The organism is Plantibacter sp. CFBP 8775 (assembly GCF_014839505.1).
Taxonomy (GTDB): domain Bacteria; phylum Actinomycetota; class Actinomycetes; order Actinomycetales; family Microbacteriaceae; genus Plantibacter; species Plantibacter auratus.
Window position 1 is genome coordinate 1,274,346 of sequence record NZ_JACYNV010000002.1, and the last position, 18,086, is coordinate 1,292,431.

General features: G+C 69.0%; 16 protein-coding genes. 7 read left to right on the plus strand and 9 right to left on the minus strand.

The window, feature by feature from the left end; all coding sequences use genetic code 11:
• Positions 1-90: 90 nt before the first annotated feature.
• The 3 genes from IFR14_RS21500 (at position 91) to IFR14_RS18370 (ending at position 3,370) form a co-directional block, all read left to right on the plus strand.
• Positions 91-1,263: an SIS domain-containing protein gene (locus IFR14_RS21500; protein WP_191941869.1), complete on the plus strand. Its 1,173-nt coding sequence runs from the start codon at positions 91-93 to the stop codon at positions 1,261-1,263.
• 2 nt (positions 1,264-1,265) lie between these two features.
• Positions 1,266-2,231 carry an N-acetylglucosamine kinase gene (locus tag IFR14_RS18365; protein ID WP_137244028.1) on the plus strand — a complete coding sequence of 322 codons (966 nt, stop codon included), beginning with the start codon at positions 1,266-1,268 and terminating at the stop codon, positions 2,229-2,231.
• A 254-nt stretch (positions 2,232-2,485) separates the two neighbouring features.
• Positions 2,486-3,370 (plus strand): DUF2268 domain-containing protein, encoded by an 885-nt coding sequence (locus IFR14_RS18370; protein WP_137244029.1) that lies wholly within the window; start codon positions 2,486-2,488, stop codon positions 3,368-3,370.
• Between the two features lie 12 nt (positions 3,371-3,382).
• Here IFR14_RS18370 and IFR14_RS18375 read toward each other — a convergent pair whose 3' ends face one another.
• Both IFR14_RS18375 and IFR14_RS18380 read right to left on the minus strand, forming a co-directional pair.
• On the minus strand, positions 3,383-4,189 hold the full coding sequence (locus IFR14_RS18375; protein WP_137244030.1) for a MerR family transcriptional regulator: 807 nt from the start codon (positions 4,187-4,189) through the stop codon (positions 3,383-3,385).
• A gap of 406 nt (positions 4,190-4,595) precedes the next feature.
• Entirely contained in the window at positions 4,596-7,688 is a 3,093-nt protein-coding gene (locus IFR14_RS18380) for a lamin tail domain-containing protein (RefSeq protein ID WP_191941870.1), read from the minus strand.
• Between the two features lie 166 nt (positions 7,689-7,854).
• Between IFR14_RS18380 and IFR14_RS18385 the strand changes: the two genes are divergently transcribed.
• Together IFR14_RS18385 and IFR14_RS18390 are read left to right on the plus strand one after the other, a co-directional pair.
• A complete protein-coding gene (locus IFR14_RS18385) occupies positions 7,855-8,691 on the plus strand; it encodes a dienelactone hydrolase family protein (protein WP_191941871.1) in 837 nt (278 codons plus the stop codon).
• A gap of 38 nt (positions 8,692-8,729) precedes the next feature.
• Positions 8,730-9,107 (plus strand): bleomycin resistance protein, encoded by a 378-nt coding sequence (locus IFR14_RS18390; RefSeq protein ID WP_191941872.1) that lies wholly within the window; start codon positions 8,730-8,732, stop codon positions 9,105-9,107.
• Positions 9,108-9,149: 42 nt separating this feature from the next.
• On the opposite strand, the gene IFR14_RS18395 is transcribed toward IFR14_RS18390, so the two are convergent.
• The 5 genes from IFR14_RS18395 to IFR14_RS18415 all read right to left on the minus strand — a co-directional run bounded on the left by IFR14_RS18395 (position 9,150) and on the right by IFR14_RS18415 (position 15,485).
• Positions 9,150-10,472, minus strand: a complete 1,323-nt coding sequence (locus IFR14_RS18395) for a GNAT family N-acetyltransferase (RefSeq protein ID WP_191941873.1) — start codon at positions 10,470-10,472, stop codon at positions 9,150-9,152.
• Positions 10,473-10,531: 59 nt separating this feature from the next.
• The gene (locus tag IFR14_RS18400) at positions 10,532-11,341 is read right to left on the minus strand and encodes a MerR family DNA-binding transcriptional regulator (protein WP_191941874.1); all 810 of its coding nucleotides are present in this window, start codon (positions 11,339-11,341) and stop codon (positions 10,532-10,534) included.
• 244 nt (positions 11,342-11,585) lie between these two features.
• Complete coding sequence (locus IFR14_RS18405; RefSeq protein ID WP_191941875.1) at positions 11,586-12,764, minus strand: MFS transporter; 1,179 nt, start codon at positions 12,762-12,764, stop codon at positions 11,586-11,588.
• 80 nt (positions 12,765-12,844) lie between these two features.
• Positions 12,845-14,224: an ATP-grasp domain-containing protein gene (locus tag IFR14_RS18410; RefSeq protein ID WP_191941876.1), complete on the minus strand. Its 1,380-nt coding sequence runs from the start codon at positions 14,222-14,224 to the stop codon at positions 12,845-12,847.
• Positions 14,214-15,485, minus strand: a complete 1,272-nt coding sequence (locus tag IFR14_RS18415) for an ATP-grasp domain-containing protein (RefSeq protein ID WP_137244038.1) — start codon at positions 15,483-15,485, stop codon at positions 14,214-14,216. The genes IFR14_RS18410 and IFR14_RS18415 overlap by 11 nt, the downstream gene beginning before the upstream one ends.
• Before the next feature lie 129 nt (positions 15,486-15,614).
• Between IFR14_RS18415 and IFR14_RS18420 the strand changes: the two genes are divergently transcribed.
• Complete coding sequence (locus IFR14_RS18420; protein ID WP_137244039.1) at positions 15,615-15,797, plus strand: hypothetical protein; 183 nt, start codon at positions 15,615-15,617, stop codon at positions 15,795-15,797.
• Between the two features lie 14 nt (positions 15,798-15,811).
• The gene (locus IFR14_RS18425; protein WP_137244040.1) at positions 15,812-16,429 is read left to right on the plus strand and encodes a GNAT family N-acetyltransferase; all 618 of its coding nucleotides are present in this window, start codon (positions 15,812-15,814) and stop codon (positions 16,427-16,429) included.
• On the opposite strand, the gene IFR14_RS18430 is transcribed toward IFR14_RS18425, so the two are convergent.
• Both IFR14_RS18430 and IFR14_RS18435 read right to left on the minus strand, forming a co-directional pair.
• Entirely contained in the window at positions 16,400-16,870 is a 471-nt protein-coding gene (locus tag IFR14_RS18430; protein ID WP_137244041.1) for a hypothetical protein, read from the minus strand. The genes IFR14_RS18425 and IFR14_RS18430 overlap by 30 nt on opposite strands.
• A 35-nt stretch (positions 16,871-16,905) precedes the next feature.
• Positions 16,906-18,078: a glycine C-acetyltransferase gene (locus tag IFR14_RS18435; RefSeq protein ID WP_191941877.1), complete on the minus strand. Its 1,173-nt coding sequence runs from the start codon at positions 18,076-18,078 to the stop codon at positions 16,906-16,908.
• Positions 18,079-18,086 lie beyond the last annotated feature (8 nt).

The window sequence follows — 18,086 nt, forward strand, 5'->3', positions numbered from 1 at the left end:
CACGTCCATCGCTGCACGCGTCGAACGCTCAACCAACATCGATACCTCGCAACTCCCCCTCATCACCTCGACCCACCCCAGGAGCAACCCGTGTCCATCACCACCATCGTCGGTTCGGAAGCCACCGTCCGCGAGATCACCCAGCAGCCCGACGTCTGGCTCGAGGCGTCGACGGGGATCGCCGCCCGCCGCGAGGAGATCGACGCGTTCCTCGCACCGCTCCTGGCACGACCCGAGCTGCGTATCGTCCTGACCGGGGCGGGGACCTCGGCCTTCGTCGGCGAGATCGCGGCACCGGCCCTGACCCGGACGCTCCGTCGCCGGATCGACGCGGTCGCGACCACCGACATCGTCTCCAACCCGCAGGAGTCGTTCGCCGAGGACGTCCCGCTGCTCCTCGTGTCGTTCGCCCGCTCCGGCAACAGCCCCGAGAGCGTGGCCGCGACGGAACTCGCCGACCAGTCGCTCGCCGAGGTGCACCACCTGGTGATCACGTGCGACGAGACCGGCGAGCTGTACCGACGCCACCATGACCGCGCCTCGTCGCTCACCATCCTCATGCCCCTGCGGTCGAACGACGAGGGCTTCGCGATGACGTCGAGCTTCAGCTCGATGCTGCTCTCGGTCCTCCTCATCCTCGGCGGCGCTGACGACGCCGCGGTGCAGGCGCTCGCGGCCGGCGCGACGACGATCCTCGATCAGCGCGAGGTGGACATCCGCGCGCTCGCCAACGAGGGGTGCGAACGCGTCGTCTACATCGGCAGCGGCCCGCTCACCGGTCTGGCCCGCGAGTCGGCGCTCAAGTTGCTCGAACTGACCGCCGGACGGATCGTCACCTACTACGACTCGGCGCTCGGGTTCCGTCACGGACCGAAGGCGGTCGTCGACGACAGCACGCTCGTCGTCGTCTACCTGTCGTCCGACCCGTACACGCGGCGGTACGACCTCGACATCGTCACCGAACTGCGCGCCACGCTGTCGCCGGAACGCGTGATCGCGATCTCCTCCGAGCCGGTCGCCGACGCCACAGCGTACGACTGGGTGCTGCCCGAACTCGCCGGCCTCGACGACGCGCAGCTCGCGATCGGCTACGTGCTCGTCGCCCAGCTGCTCGGCCTGTCGTACTCGCTCCAGCTCGGCGCGACCCCGGACAACCCGTTCCCGAGCGGCACGGTGAACCGCGTCGTGCAGGGCGTCCGGATCCACGAGTTCGACGGCGTCGACGACGCTCGGAGTGTCGCCGCTCAGCTGCAGGAGCAGTAGTCGTGGCGCGGTACCTCGGCGTCGACGGCGGCGGGTCGAAGACGGCCTTCGTGCTGCTCGACGACGCCGGACGGGTGCTCGCGGAAGCGAGGACGGCGAGCTGCTACTACTTCGACGAGGGGATCGAGCTGGTCGGTCGCATCCTCACCGAGGGTGTCTCGGAGGTGTGCCGGCAGGCGGGTGTCACGACCGCCGACATCGATCAGGCCTTCTTCGGTCTGCCCGGGTACGGCGAGGTGAGTTCCGACATCGCCCACCTCGATGCGCTACCGCGCGACGTGCTCGGTCATGACCGGTTCTCCTGCGACAACGACATGGTGTGCGGGTGGGCCGGATCGCTCGGTGCCGTCGACGGGATCAACGTGATCAGCGGCACGGGCTCCATGACGTACGGCGAGCGCCGCGGCCGCGGGCACCGGGTCGGCGGGTGGAGCGAACTGTTCGGCGACGAAGGCTCGGCGTACTGGATCGCCACCCGGGGCTTGAACGCCTTCACGCGGATGAGCGATGGTCGCCTGCCGCGCGGTCCGCTCGTCGACCTCGTGCGGGCGAGGGTCGGGATCACGAGCGACCTCGATGTGATCGACGTCGTCATGAACCGCTGGAAGGGTCAGCGTGGCCGGATCGCGGATCTCGCGAAGACGGTCGTCGCTGCTGCCGAGCAGGGTGACGAGGTCGCGGCGCGGATCCTGGCCGACGCGAGCGGGGAGCTGGCGGAGATCGTCGAGACGACCCGCGTGGAGCTCGGTTTCAGCGGCGACGAGGTCGTTCCGGTGTCGTACTCGGGCGGGGTGTTCTCCGCTGAGCCGGTGCGGTCGGGTTTCGAGCAGGCCATCGCGGCGCTGCCCGCCCGGTACGAACTCCGGACCCCGCTCTTGGGTCCGGCGATCGGCGCCGCGCTGTACGCCGCGAAGCGCGCCGGGTCACCGCTCTCGCCCCAGGCGCTCGAGGTGCTGCGCTCCCGCTAGCCCGCTCCTCCGCCCGCCGTCGCCTTGGGCCAGCGCGGTGCGCTGACGCGACCGCGGGCCTGACGCGTGAGCGCGGGTCTCCGGAGGGTCGCGCTCGCGCGCGCGGGGCGCAGTCACGCCGGTTGTGCAGCGGTCGGGCCGGTCGTGCAGCGGTCACGCCGGGTACACCACACTCGCGTCAGCGCACCGCGCTGGCAGCTTCCCAGGGTAGGGCACTTGACCCTCACGCGGCGTGAGGCTTTAGCGTCGTCACCATGACGACCACGATCCTCGACACCGCCAGCGGCATGCGTTCCGTCCTCGATGCACCGGAAGCCGAACGACCCGCGCGACTCCGCGCCATGCTCGAGCCCGTCGCCGACATGTACCGGTACTTCCCGGGCGAGGTCGACCTGCTCGCCATGCATTCGATGGGCTCGGGGTTCCCGATCGATCGGAGCCGGGATCGGGTCGTCGACGCCCTCGACCGACTCGTCGCGGCGGACGCGTGGGGACGGATCTCACGGGCGCTCGACGCGGCGATCGCCACCCAGCTCGCGGCGGTCCCGACCCTTGTCGTGCCCGACATCACCGTCCTGCTCATCCTCGGCGACCCCGACGACACCTACTTCATGGAGTCGATCCGCGGGTTCATCGGCAACGGCAGCGCGACCGGGTTCATCTCCCTCATCCTCTGGCCGACGGAGGAGAACCTCGCGCGCCTCGAGGCGGCCGCCGTCCACGAACTCAACCACAACCTGCGATACGCGCCGGGCGGGGTGGTGTGGGATCCGGCGACCGTCGTGGTCGGTGAGCAGGTGGTGTCGGAAGGGCTCGCGGACGCGTTCGCCCGGCAGCTGCACGGACCGTCCGGCTACACGCCGATCGGTGTCGCGCACCTCGACGACGACGCGGTGTTCGACCGGGTCGTCGGGGGTCTCGACGTCGGAGGGATGCAGCACTTCGTCTCGTGGGTACACGGTGACGAAGCCGCGCTGCGACACGGGGGCGAGCCGGTCGGTCTGCCGATGGGTGCCGGGTATGCAGCGGGCAACCGTCTCGTCGACGCGTATCTGGCGGCGACGGGGACGACCGCCGCCGAAGCCCTGCACGTTCCGAGCGCGACGATCATCGAGGTGGCACTCCGCGAGCTGGGCTGAGGCGGATCGCTCTCACTCCCAGACGGCGGTCTCGGGGTCCACGCCGTGGCTGCGCGCGTTCGCGTCGATGACCTGTGAGAGCCACGCGGCGAGGCCGGGTTCGATCCGGTCGTAGGTGTCGGCCATGCCGGGCTCCGTGAGGGCGAGGCGACCGGTGATCACGTGCATTGACGGCGTGCAGTGGAAGTACTCGCTGAGGGCCGCGCGATGCCGTTCGGCGAGGGTGTTCGCCGTCTCGCTCCCGGCGAGGGCACCGGCGCGCTTGGCCTCGGCGAGTTCGTCGACGAGGTCGCGCATGGGCCCGACCAGCGCCCGCCAGTCGTCCGGCGTGCGGGTCGCAGACCGTTCGGCGTACTCGGCCCACTGCGCGGAGTCACCCCAGCGGGCGCGGGCCGTCTCAGCCATCGTGGGGTTCCAGTCCTCGCCGAACACCGCTTCGCGCTCGTCCTCAGGGACGAGCACGCCGACCTCGTCGGCTTCGAGCAGGCGGTCGACGGATCGGGCGACGGCTTCGAGTCGTTCGATGGTGTCGTCGAGTTCGTGCCGACGCTGCGAGAGCTCCGCCCGTCGTTCGGCGGCCGGCGCGGTGAGCAGGGTGGGGATGCGAGCGAGCGGGACCCCGAGATCACGCAGGAGCACGACCCGGCGGAGTCGGGCGATGTCGACGGGCAGGTACGAGCGGTAGCCGCTGTTCGTCCTCCCCGAGGGTGTCGCGACCCCGAGCTCGTCCCAGTGGTGCAGCGTCCGCACAGACACCCCGATCTCGGCCGCCGCCCGACCGACGGTCACGCCACCCTCGGTCCTCCCGTGCTCGTCCATCCACCCAGCATCGCACCCGGGCCCGACCTGCGTCCTCTGCCGGCTGCCAGCGCGGTGCGCTGACGCGAGTGCTCCCGACCCAGCGTGGGCGCACCCCACACACGCGAGCGCACCCCTCCGGAGACCCGCGCCCACGCGCCAGACCCGCGGTCAGCCCCAGCGCACCGCTCTGACACCGGAACCGAACTCGCTAGGGCGGTGCGCTCACGTGAGTGCGCCGCACTCGGCGCGAGTGTGCACCTCCCGGCGTGACCGCGCCCGACACACGCGAGCGCACCCCTCCGGAGACCCGCGCTCACGTCAGCGCACCGCGCTGGCACCACCACCACACACCGGGCGAGCCCGACCGGTGACGCCGACGGCCCCGGCAGCTGGGTGCTCCCGGGGCCGTCGACCGTTCAGTCGGTCAGACCGCCCGGCGACGCGCACGCATCGCGACGAGGACTCCACCGAGGAGGACCAGCAGGACCCCCGCGCCGATCGTGCCGAACGGCAGCTCAGTCCCGGTCGTCGCGAGTGCCCCACCCGACGCCGAACCGTCGACGGTCGTCCCGTCGGCCGCGACGATCCGCACCTCGGTCCACCCGATGAGCGAACCGTCCGCCGCGTAGACCGCGACCCGGTGGTCGCCCAGCGTCGCGTCGGCCGGGATCGTCGCCAGCAGGTCACCGGCGGCGTTCGTCGCGCCGGTGGCGATCCGCGCCGGCGTCGAGTACAGCCACACCTCGACGGCCGTGGTCGCGAAGCGGTCCTCGAGACCGACCGTCACGGTCTCGCCCCGCCGCACGGTGTCGGCCAGCGTGATCGCACCGCGGTTGGCCTCGGTGAGGCTCGTCCCGGGCAGTGGCGTGACCCCACCGGTCGGGGGCGTCACGGGCGGCGTGATCGTTCCGGGCAGCGACCCGAGACGAAGGGCCTCGGAAGCGTAGCCGTCGGCGAACCAGTACACGGGACGCTTGCCGTCGACCGACAGGGAGGCCGGCGTGGTCGCGAAGCCCTCGTTGTTGAGGTTGGGCAGGCCGGCCGGACGCTCGACCTGAGCGATCCCGGGCTGCTCGGTCCCGTTCAGCGTGATCTGCGCACCGGTACCCGCACAGCCGTCGTCGCACACGGCCCACAGCACGCCGAGCGTCGTGTCGTAGTCGAGCGCCATGACCGCCGGGAGGCCCGGGTCGATCGTCGAGATCAGCGTGGCTGAGCCGTCGGCGTTCAGTGCGAACGCGTACACGTCGCCGGTGTCCTCGACGCCGACGAAGAACAGTCCGTCGCCGTGGCCCGCGTAGTTCGCCGGGTCGTACGTCGCCTTCGTGTTGTCGTCGAAGAGCTTGCCGGCGAGGTCGCCGTCGACCACCCACTCGACGGCCTCGACACCGAGGTTCGCACCGACCGTCGGCAGCAGGGCCGTGAGGTCCCACTCCTGGGAGGCGACGACGTCGGGGCCGGGCGCGTTCGGGTCGACCTTGAGCACGGCGTTGAGCGTCGTGCCCTTCACGCTGTTGTCGCGCTCGACACCGACATAGACGGAACCAGCACCGTCGACGGTGATGCCCTCGGTGTCGGGGCCGGCAGCGGAGGGGTTCGACGCGTCCTTCTGGAAGCGGGCGCGCTTGCCCTTCTCCCAACCGTCGACGAACGAGACCGAACCGTCTGCGGCGATCGCGAGCTTCCAGAACGAGCCGGTGCCGTTGTCGACGGCCCAGAGGAACGCGCCGTCAGCGGTGACCTGGGTGTCGAGTCCTGAGCTGTCCTCGAGAAACATCGGCGTGGTGTCGAGCACCGTCACATCGGGCGAACCAGGCCACGGACCGACCGGGATCTCACCGGCGCAGACATTGGCTGTGCCCTTGGTGGCCTCGGCCGTCGCTGCGAAGGCGCCGGTCGCGTCGGGGCAGCGTCCCCAGGTGTTCGCCGGGTGGCCCTCGCCCCAGGTGGTCGAGTCGAGCAGTGCGTCGCCCTCGAAGAGACGGACCGTGTCGCTGCCGCCGAGACCGAAGCCGAGGGCTGCGCGCTCGATGACGAGGTAGCCGCCGGCCGCGATGCTCGTGCCGGTGGGGATGGCGTAAGCGTGGGTGTCGTCGTCGTCCTTCACGACGATGCCGGAGACGTCGAGCGCGGCGGTCGTCGGGTTGACGAGCTCGATCCAGTCGTCGGGCGAACCGCCGTCGGACTCGACCTCGTTGATGCGCACCGGGTTGCCGCAGGCGTTGCGCAGGCCCTTGGTGGAGACGGCCGTGTCGACGAGCTCGCCCGTGCCGTCGGGGCAGCGCGCGAAGACGCCGTCCGCGTGGGCCGCGTAGGTGTACTCGGTGACCGTCGCGCCGGCGGCGTTCCGCACGGTGGTGGTGTCGCCGTTGCCGAGCCCGAACGCGAAGTTCACATTCTGGTCGAAGACGAAGTAGGCGCCGGGCTCGAGGATCGTGCCCGCGGGCAGCGGGGTCGTGTCAGCGGCGTGGCCCACCGGGTCGTTGTCCATGAGCGTCCAGCCGGAGATGTCCAGCGCGGTCGCCTCGAGGTTGACGATCTCGACCCAGTCGGTCGCGTCGTTGTTCGACTCGACCTCGTTGATCGCGACGTTCGGGAGGACGCAGTCGTTCGCGGCACCCTTGGTGATGCGTGCGAGCGTGAAGTCGCCTTCACCGTCGGGGCAGCGGGCGAGCGTCGCGGCGATGAAGTCACCGTCGATGGCCGCGTGGCCGCTCCACGTTCCCGAGCGGTCGATGAGCGTGCCGGTCGCGTCGAACAGGCGGATCTCGTCGGCGCTGCCGATGCCGATCGGGTCACGGAACGCGCCCTGCGTCTCGGTGCCGCCGACCAGGCCGATCGTCGCTTCGTCGACCACGAGGAACTCGCCGGGGGCGATCGACGTGCCGGGCAGGAACTGCCAGCGGTGGTCGTCGGAGTTGTCGCGGATCTCGTAGCGCGAGATGTCGAGCACCGTCGTGCCGGGGTTGAAGAACTCGACCCAGTCGGATGGCTGGGAGTCGATCTCGTTGATGCGGATCTCACCGTCGGTCTCGGGGACCTCGGGTGCGGTGAAGACGTTCGCGGCGCCCTTCGTCGACTCGGTGGTCTCGGCCCAGCCGGCGCGGTCGGCGGTGACGCCGTAGGTGACCGGCGCGTGTGCGGTCCACGAGTACTCGTCGGCGATCGCGGCCGTCGGGTCGAACAGGCGGACCGAGTCCTCCTTGCCGAGCCCGAACCCGAGCTGGTCCTCGTCGACGACGAGGAACGCACCGGGCTCGACGACGGTGCCGGCCGGGAATGCGTAGTTGCTGTCGTCCTTGTTGTCCTTCACGACCCAGCCGTCGAGCGTGACCGCGGTCGTCGCGGTGTTGGTGAACTCGATCCAGTCTGAGGCTTGGCCGTCGGAGGACTCGATCTCGTTGATCTGGAGCCCCGGCGCTGGGGCGGCGATGGCGGCGGCGGGCGTCGCGATGAGGGCGGTTGCACCGATGGCGCACGCGGCGGTCATCGTCAACACACGGGTGAGGCGGGGCATGGGTCTCCAGGGCACGAAGGGACGGGGATCGTGTCCCATCCCATCGGCGCGGGGTGGCCGGGTGGAGGAGCGGCGGTGACCGGGAGGTGAACGGCGGGTGGCTTCCCAGGCGGGACGTGCCACGGTCCAGCAGATCGGACGCAGCGACCAGGACTACGCTCACCCCATGACCGACGATGCGACCACCGACCTCGCTCCACGCGCAGACCTCACCGGCTGGGTGCGGACCCCGTTCACCGGCGGCGGCGTCACGCACGACCGCTTCGAGAAGGGGTCGGGGCCGGGCGTCGTCCTCATCCCCGAGCTGCCCGGACTCACGCCCGAGGTCCTCGGGCTGGCGGAGCACCTCGTCGCGGAGGGCTTCACCGTCGCGATCCCGTCACCGTTCGGGACGCCCGGGCACGAGGGGACCCTCGGCTACACGCTCGCGAGCGTCAGCAAGGTCTGCGTCTCCGCCGAGTTCAAGGCGTTCGCGACCGGCGCCCACCGACCGGTCGCCGACCACGTCCGGGCACTGGCCGCCGACCTCGCGGCCCGGACGCCGGGCCCTGGCGTCGGCGTCATCGGCATGTGCTTCACCGGCGGATTCGCGCTCGCAGCTGCCGTCGACGAGCACGTCCTCGCTTCCGTCATGAGCCAGCCGTCCACGCCGTTCCCCGTCAGCCGGGCCCGCCGCATCGACCCCGGGATGTCCGCCGCCGAGTTCGACGCCGTCGCAGCCCGTGCGGCTCAGGGCTCGGTCTGCGCACTCGGCCTCCGATTCAGCGAGGATCGGGCCGTCCCGCGGGAGCGCTTCTCCACCATCGCGGCCAAGCTCGGCGACGCGTTCGAGGTCATCGAACTCGACTCCTCCCCCGGCAACGCAGCCGGCTTCGCGAAGACCGCCCACTCGGTCCTCACGGGCGAGGTCCGCGAGCGCGACGGCCACCCGGCGTTCGAAGCACGCAAGCGCGTGGTCGCCTTCCTCCGCGAACGACTCGCGACACCGGCCACGCAGGCCTGATCTTCCCAGCCGGCCGTCGCGCTGCGATCATCGAGTCCATGACCTCGACACGACACGACCGCGCGACACCGAACCTGCCGTCTCGCAACTTCGACGCGACGGAGACGTTCTACTCGGCGTTCGGGTTCGAGCGCACGTTCCGAGACGAGGGCTGGTTGATCCTCGTCCGCGGTGGCCTGCAGCTCGAGTTCTTCCCCGCACCCGACCTCGACCCGGCATCGAGTAACTTCATGTGCTGCCTGCGTGTGGCCGACGTCGACGAACTCTACGACGCCATCCAACGTTCAGGAGTCCCCGAGGCGACCGTCGGCGCGCCTCGCCTGCATCCGGTCCGGATGCAGGATTGGGGACTCCGGGCCGGATTCCTCATCGACCCGGACGGCACGCAACTCACCCTCATCGAGCAACGCGACTGATCCGCGACGGCGCGGCATCCGCGGGTCGCTGCTCGGGACCGCCTAGAAGAAGGTGATCCCGTGCGGAGCGCGCGGCGTCTGGAGCATCGATCGAAGCAGGAGCGGCGCAGCAGGGTCGGCCGCCTGCAGCACACCGGCGGCAGCGAGCGACACCGGCGAGACCGCGCCGAGCAGCAGCGAACCGAGGTCGGCGACGTCGAGCGCGAGGTCGGCGCCGGCAGCGTCGGTCTCGTCGCTCAGCTTCGTGGCCGTGCCGCGACCACCGGTCACCGCGAGGCGGAACGTGCCGGCCGCGTAGCCGAGCGCGTCCGTCACCGCGATCGTCAACGTGCCGTCGACCGCGAACGGACGCGACGCGAGGACGGCCGGGAGGTCGAGGACGCGCAGCCACACGTGGTCCTCTTCGTGCTCGATGTCGTAGGCACGGTTGTCGCCGAGGGCCGACACGATCGGGTCGTCGAGCCTGGCGCGGTTGTACTTCACGACGTCGTTGAGGTCGATGGAGAGCAGGAACTCCCAGAGCGACAGGTAGGCCGCGTCGGTCGCGTAGACGAGGTCGATGATCTCGATGCCGGTCTGACCGCCGGGCTGCTCGACCATGCGCCACGTGACGTAGCCGTCGATCTCCTCGCCGTCGGCGGGACGGTGCACGGCGGCGCGGGTGTCCTTCGCCGGTTCGCCGTCGCGACCCAGCGTGCCGAGGACCAACGGCCAGGATCCGGTGTTGCGGACCATGGACCCGATCGAGCGCTCGTCGAAGCGGTCGAACACCTGACGTGCGACGCCATCGACAAGATACTCGGGGGTGACGACCGACACGATGCCGCTCGTCGGCGCGAGGAACGGCAGGGCCTTCGCGCGCTTCACGACGACGTTGCGCTCACGGATCGCGGAGCCGAATCCGAAGCGACGGTAGATCGTGCCCTCGCTGGCGGTGAGGGCCGCGATCGCATAGCCGTCAGCGACGCCGCGCTCGAGAGCCTGCGTCATCATGCGGCGCAGGATCCCGCGGCGGCGCTCGGTCGGGCGGACCGTGACGTCGGAGATCGCCTGCGTGTTGATGCTGGTGCCGTCGCCCCAGCTGAGCGCCTTCGGGAACCAGGAGAAGGTGCCGGCGGGCCAGGTCTCGTCGACCGAACCGGGCTGCGGCTTGCGGACATAGGCACCGAGCAGCACCGCTTCGTCGGCGATGAGTTCGTTCACCTTGCGCTTGCGCGCCTCCGGCTTCGGGGTGGACTCGTGGAAACCGAATCCGATGGCGTCGAGGGCCGCAAGGCTCTCGGGCGTCGGTTCGCCGTCGGCCCCGTTCGCGAACGGGAACTCACGGAGCTCGTACCGGGTGTCGAAATCTTTGCTGTTGGCCACGACTCCAGCCTAACGACCCGGCCTGACACGCCCCAGGGAAGCGCGATGGGACCGCGACCTCACGGCAGGGTGATCGACACTTCGACCGTGTACTCGTCGGCGGTCTGGCCGAGCACCCGCTGCCGCAGCTCGGTGGTCGGCATCGTGATCCCCCGCTCCGCGATCGCGTCGAACAGGGCGACCACCGCGGGGTGGGTCGAGCCCTCGGGGAGCTCGACGCCTGGTTCGGGTCGCCAGACCGCGGCGAGCTCGGTCCGCTCGGGCAGCACGTCGACCGTGGTCTCGTCACCACCCCACGTCGGTTCGAGCTGCGACGAGGTCGGCCAGCAGCAGACGATCTCGACTGCACCCTGCTCGCCCGGACGGAGCGCGGTCCAGAACGTGCCCGTCGGGCCGACGCCGGCCTCCTGCAGGGCGACGGAGAGCTGCGAGAACTGCTCGTTCGCGTCGTCGTCCGTCACGGCGTCCTCGTCGCCGCGCGGCACGGTGAGCACCCGGCCGACGTAGGACTGGGGTGGGAGCGCCCGTTCGACGACCTCGACCGGTGCCGCGAGCGATGCGATGACCGAGCGGGCCTGCGCGAACGCCAAATCCTCCTGCTCCCGCTGCTCCAGGACGAGGCGGTGGTGCACGTCGATCGCGGTCGACGGGTCGGCGCCGGCGACGGAGACACCCACCGCGGCGAGGGGAACACCGGCATCGCGGAGGGCCTTCACGATCACGCCCGAGCGCACCTGCTCCTCGCCGTAGCGGCGGTAGCCGGAGTCGGGATCGACGTCGGCCGGAACCAGGACGCCCTTCTCGTCGTAGTGGCGGAGCGCCTTGACGCTCAACCCGGTCATGCCTGCGAACTCTCCGATGTGCAACATGCTTCAAGCATCACGCCTCCCCCTACGGGAGAGTCAAACCGGCGCGTCTCATTGGTGCTGGCGACGGCTCAGAGCGCACCTCGGCGCCCGACAGGCTTCAGCAGGGAGGGGCGTTACTGAAGTTTATGGAGCCATCCTTCAGTAAGGACGATCGTTGGTGAAGGATACGGTCCGAGCATTCGCTGTCGCCCCTGCCCCCACGAACGCCGCGACGCAGTCCTCGACTGCTGTGCCCCAGGGGCCATCAGTGCTTCTGGGCTCGGAACCGGCGCGACACTGCAACCCACAGCAGACCGCCGATCATCGTGTACGCACCGCCGAGGATCAGCCAGCCGACCGCGGTCTCTCCGACCGATGGCCGGATGACGATCGCAGTGAGAGCGACCGGCGCGACCATGACCCCGAGCGACGTTCCGAAGCCGAAGACGCCCTGGTAGGCACCGATCCGATGCGGCGGCGCGTAGGCGTAGCTCAGGGTCCACCCGGCAGCCGACGTCAACAGCTCGGCCAGGGTGAGGACGACGACAGCCCCGCAGAACAGTGCGGCGCCCGGCAGGTCAGGGACCAGCGTCGAGGAAGCGAACAACGCTGTCGCGCCGAACAGGAGTCCGCCCGCGAGAGCGAGCGCACGAGCCGACCGTGAGGGTGTGTCTGCGAGGGAGGAGATCGGGACCTGCAGCAGGACGACCAGGACGGTGTTGACGACGATCGCGACGGGGATGAGGACGTAGCGATCCTCAGTTCCGGTCGACACCCACAGCGGCAGCAGGAAGTCCAGGATCAGGTAGAACGACGACAGCGCAGCGATCCCGAGGACGAAGACCGTGAATCCGTGGTTGGCGAACACCGACAGCGGCGATCCTTCCCCGGCCTCTCGGGCGTCGACCGGCTTCGGCCGAGGGGCGCGTAACAGCAGGAAGATGCCTCCCATCTCAGCTACCGCCATCGCAAGGAACGCTGCGCCGTACGGAGTCGGGTCAGGAAGTACGAGGACGACCGCAGCGAGCGCGGCTCCGATCGCGATGCCGAGATTGCCGACCGCACGCATCAGAGCGCGACACCTCGTCGCGGCCGCGGTCGGCAGCCGCTGACCGATCCACGTCGCGAGAGTCGCAGCGGAGCTCCGGTCGAATGCAGCCACTACGCTGAACGCGATGACAGCCATCAGCCAGTCGTCGCAGAACACGAGCGCGCCGTACCCGACTGCCACACCGCAGGACGAACCGACGGTGACCGCCTTCGGGCTGAAGTGGTCGGCAACGAACCCGCCGACGAGCGACCCGACAAGCCCGAACGCCCCTGCGATGAAGACGGCGACCGCGACCGTCTGCTCATCGATGCGCAGCCCACTCGACAGGTAGATGACCGACAGCGCCACGAATCCTCCGCGCGCCACGGCTTTCGCAAGTCCGTTGGACAGCATGGCGACGACCGTCCGCCGATCCCCGTCACTGAGATCGTTCGGAAGATGCCAGCCGGCGCGCAGTCCGTGCAGCAGCGAGGTCACTGATCCCCCGACCGGGTATGCAGACCGAAGGTCCACTCCGACTTCACTGCCTCGGAGAAGTGCACGCGTTGCCAGGCCCGAAGCCCGGCGGTGTCCGACGCCGCTGGTGCGATCTCGGCCTGGTCTGCGAACCAGGACTGGAGCAGGCGGACCCGCTCGTCGAACTGGGCGAGATCGGGCGCGGTGATGAGTGCCTCAGCGGTACGGATGTGCGTTCCGTGGGCGGCTCCGTGCCGCAAAACCGATCCGGGGGCGAGAAAGTACCGGGCGAACTCGACGCCGCTCTGGCGGTGGACCTCGTCGAGCGTCGGAACCGTCAGGATCGTGCCCTCCGACGTCAGCAACTGCGTCGTGCCGACGATGCCGGAACGCGTCGCGGTCGACTGCTGCGGTTGTCGCCCGAGCGCGCAGCGGATGGCTGCCTCGACGATCGAGAAGCCGTACTTCAGGAGCAGCTGCTCGAAGGTGAAGGCCCCTCCACGCCGGAGGGCGCACTCACCGAAGACGTAGCCGTCGGTCGGCGACCAGAAGATCTCCATATGGAATGCCCCGCGCCAGGCGCCGAGGGCGGACAACGCCGACTCAGCCATCGGCGACACGTCCCTGTACACGTCAGGCGCTTGTGCCGGGTCGAGCTTCACCATCGTCATCGGCGCACCGGCACTCAGCGATTGCAGCGGCGGAGCACCGTAGTGACTCATCGAGAGGAACTCGATGCGACCGTCGAAGACGATCCCGTCGACCACCCACTCCTTCGCGACGTCGACGCACGATTCGAGGAGGAAGTCCTTGTCGCCGGCGTCGGACTCGCCGAGGGCGATCAATGCCGCACGGAGCTCGGGCTCATTCCGGACGATCGCGGTGTGCATCGTCCCTGCGCGCGATGCCGGCTTCAACACGTACGAGCCAGGCCAGGGTACTGAACCGGCGTCGAACGTCCGCACATCTGGAATCGGCCAATGGGCGGCGGTCGGGATCCCCACTGCCTGGACCGCGCTCTTCTGCACGCGCTTGTCCCGGAAGACCGAGACATCACCCGAGCGGGTGAGCCGCGACGTGTCGGCAAGCGCGGCGAGCGCGTTGCAGGCGCCGAGCGCGAACTCGTCCGTCGTGTAGACACCGTCGAACTGCTCGGGACGCGAGCCGGCGAGCATCAAAGCGGCGAGACAATCGTCGAGTCGACTGTGGTCCTCGACCAGCAGGACTGGCAAGTCTCCAAGCTCACGAAGCCCAGCTCGCGCACTGGCTCGTGAGCAGATGACCACCGTCTCGACGCCGAGGGCTGCTGCAGTGTCGACCGCCGGCCAGTCGAGCCCGATCATCAAGAGGCGTGAACCGGCGAGGTCGCGGTCGCGGGCGTTTGAGCTATCGGTCATGGTGCTCCTCGTAGCGGACCGAGACGTCACGGTCCAAGTGTTGGTGGAACGTGAACAGCTGATCGAGGTCGTCGTGCACCGACAGGATGAATGCCGGATAGCCACTGAACTCGGGATACGGACGCACCCGATCGCCCGCACGCATCATCTGCACGACGTCGGTGACAGCTGGGTGCTTCCGCACCGTTTCCAGCCCTCGGATCTCAGAGATCGTTCCGCCACCGCCGCAGGGCACGATGTAGTTCCCGGCGGCCCGAATCGGAGCACACTGGTCGAGGTCGAGCACCGACGGTCGGCGGCCGAGCGCGACAGCGAACACCTCGGCGAAGTAGTCGATGCCGGTGACGGCCTCCACGAGGACATGGGATACACCGGACCCACCCACCCGCGCACCGATCTCCAGGATGTAGGGCTTACCGTTTCTCCCGACACGGAGTTCCGTATGGGCCGGCCCGGTATCGATGCCGAGGGCGACATGAGCTTGCTCGACGACCGCGCGGATGTCTCGTTCTGCCTCTGGCGTCAGCCCGGACGGGATGCGGTAGACGGACTCCTCGAAATAGGGTCCCGACGGCCGGCCCTTGTAGCCGATGGTCAGCACCCGCGTCCGGCCTCCGTACGAGATCGACTCCACCGCGTACTCGGGACCGTCGACATACTCTTCGATCACCACTTCCCCGGCCAACATCCCCGCGCGGCGCATCGCGACGAGCGCACGTTCGCATGCGGGCGCCACATCCTCGTAACGCTCGACTCGTTCGACGCCGATGCTCGAGAAGCCGTCGGCTGGTTTGACGACGAGCGGCAGCGGCAGCTGCAACGCCTCGTTCACGAACGGTGTGTCGAGCAAGCCCACCACGAACCTTGGCGTCGGCATATCGTGCTGGGACAGCACCTCGCGCAGAGCGCCCTTGGATCGAAGCGCAGCGACCACTTCAGGATCGAGGGAGCTGAGACCGTAGCTCTCTGCGGCGCTACTGACAGCCAGCAGGGCCGCATCGTGCAAGCCGACGATCCCCGTCGCGCCGTAGTCCTCGATCAACCGCTCGAGGAAATAAACGAGATCCAGACCGCCGAGCGGCCCGGACCACGGTTCGACTCCGACGATGGAAGGCGGCAGGCCGGTGTTCCAGAGCGCCACCTCGTCCGTTCTCGGAACGACGACCAGGTCGCACTCGAGTCTCTCCGCACTCGCGATGAACGCGTCGAGCTGGCGGCGAGGGAAGACGAGTACGAGCCGTTCGCGTCTGCTTCGCGTCATCGCCTCCTCCGGGTGGGATCACCGTCGGGGCGGGCGCAAAGAACTTGGGACATCAGCCCAGTCTAGGTCTCTGAAATATTGCATTTCAAGATCACCGAGGTCGGTTCACTGTGCCGGTAGCCTTCAGGGGTGAACTTCGACCCGACAGCCCTCATCGTCCTGTACAGCGCTGCCGGGTTACTCGGTTTCATCCTGTTCGTGCTGCTGTGGATCTTCATCATCCGGACCGCGGTCCTGTCCGCGCTTCGGAAGCACCACGCGGAGACACAGGCCGAGCGCCGAGCCGCGGCAGGACGCGGCCTGCCGCAGTAGAGGCCGCGCAACCGATGCCACTTCCCCACGACACGGAGCACCTGCGGTTCCGGCGCATGACGCCGGCGGACCTCGACGACATGGCGAAGCTCCTCGGCGATCCCGCGGTCATGCAGTTCTACCCGGCGCCGAAGACCCGCGAGCAGGCCGCGGCGTGGATCGCCTGGAACGAAGACAACGACGCCCAGTACGGCCTCGGACTGTGGATCATCGAGACACACGACGGCGACTTCGTCGGTGACTGCGGCCTGACCTGGCAGCGGGTCAACGGCGAGCTGAAGCTCGAGGTCGGGTACCACGTGAGCCCCGTCTGGCAGGGTCGAGGATTCGCGACCGAGGGCGCCGCCGCCAGTCGGGACTCCGCCCAGGAACACACGGACTCGTCAGAGCTCGTCGCGATCGTCCACCCCGACAACCGGGCGTCGTCGCGCGTGGCGGAGAACATCGGCATGCGACGCGTGGACGACGACCGTGGCGCAGACGAGCGGGTGCAGCATGTTGGAGCATGCCGCTATGCGCGGCTGCGAGACGAGACAGCTCGGCTCGCCGGACTCGTGCGGCGAGTTAGGCCTCGCCCGAAGTTCGGCGCGACACCGTCCGGATCAATCGCTCGCGGGAAACCTCGGCCCTGATCTTGAGCTTCCCGCCTCAGTTGCTCCGCCATGCCCCTCGAACAGGAGCTTGTTGACCCTAGACCGCACAGCACCCTCCTGCCGGCCGAACGTTGAAGCAAGTTTCTTCGTGGTAGCTCCGTCGGCGTGGGCGCTCATGAGTTCAGCATCCTCCTCTGGAGTCCACCGCTGATATGCATTCGGGTACTGAGTTCGGACCACCTCCACCGAATACGCCTTCCCCTGCGCGACGCCCGGATCTGCCTCCTGACCACCTACGACTTCAAGCCCAGACACGTCGACCAGCCGGTACTGGGCAACGAGTGTTCCGTGATCCCACAGAGACAAGAACGATTCGTCGAATGTCACCGTGTTGGCCTCGCAGATGGCGAACCCGCCTACGCGCAACTTGACTCGCATCGTTACCCCCTCCCCAAAAAAACGCTTCGTGTAATACATCACACACTGACAGGATCGAGCGTTCACGGCAAGAGCCCCTATTGAACCCGCGCCGCCACGAAGGCCTCGACGCAGTCCTCGATGTCCTGCTCACTGTGGGCGGCACTGATCTGCACGCGGATGCGGGCCTCGCCGCGGGGCACCACCGGGAAGCTGAACGGGATCACGTAGATGCCTTGCTCGAGCATCCGCGCCGCGACCTGGACCGCCTGCTGCTCGTCGTCGAACATCACCGGGATGATCGGGTGCGAGCCTTCCAGCAGACGGAAGCCCTCCTGGGTCATGCGGGCACGGAACAGGTCCGCCTTGCGGAACAGTCCCTCGCGCAGCTCGTCACCCTCCGCCGCAAGCTCGACTGCCCGACGCGCTCCGGCGACGAGCGACGGCGCCAGGCTGTTCGAGAACAGGTACGGTCGGCCCGACTGCCGCAGCACGTCCACGATCTCCTGCTTCGCACTCACGTACCCGCCGGACGCACCACCGAGCGCCTTGCCGAGCGTGCCGGTGAGGATGTCGACGCGGTCCTGCACACCGAACAACTCCGGCGTTCCGCGACCACCCGGGCCGACGAAGCCGACGGCGTGCGAGTCGTCGACGAGGACGAGCGCGCCGTAGCGGTCGGCGAGGTCGCAGATCTCATCCAAGGGCGCGTAGAAGCCGTCCATCGAGAACACGCCGTCGGTGACGATGACGGTGCGACGAGCGTCGGCGGCGTTCATGAGCTGCTGCTCGAGGTCGGCCATGTTGCGGTTGCGATAGCGCAGGCGGCGGGCCTTGCTCAGACGGATCCCGTCGATGAGCGACGCGTGGTTGAGCGCGTCGGAGATGATCGCGTCGTGCTCCCCGAACAGCGCACCGAAGACCGCTCCGTTCGCGTCGAAGCAGGAGGAGAACAGGATGGTGTCCTCCGTGCCGAGGAACGCGCTCAACTCCTGCTCGAGGTCGCGGTGGATCTGCTGGGTGCCGCAGATGAAGCGGACGCTCGCGAGCCCGTAGCCCCACTCGTCGAGCGCCACCTTCGCCGCATCGACGATCGACGGCTCGTTGGCGAGGCCGAGGTAATTGTTGGCGCAGAAGTTCCGCACCTCGCGGCCGTCGATCGTCACATGGCTGCCCTGGCGGGACGTGATCGCGAACTCGCGCTTCGTGAGGTCGTCGGCCTCGATGCGGTCGAGCTGGTCGCGCAACTGGGTCTTGATGGTGCCGTACATGTCGTCTC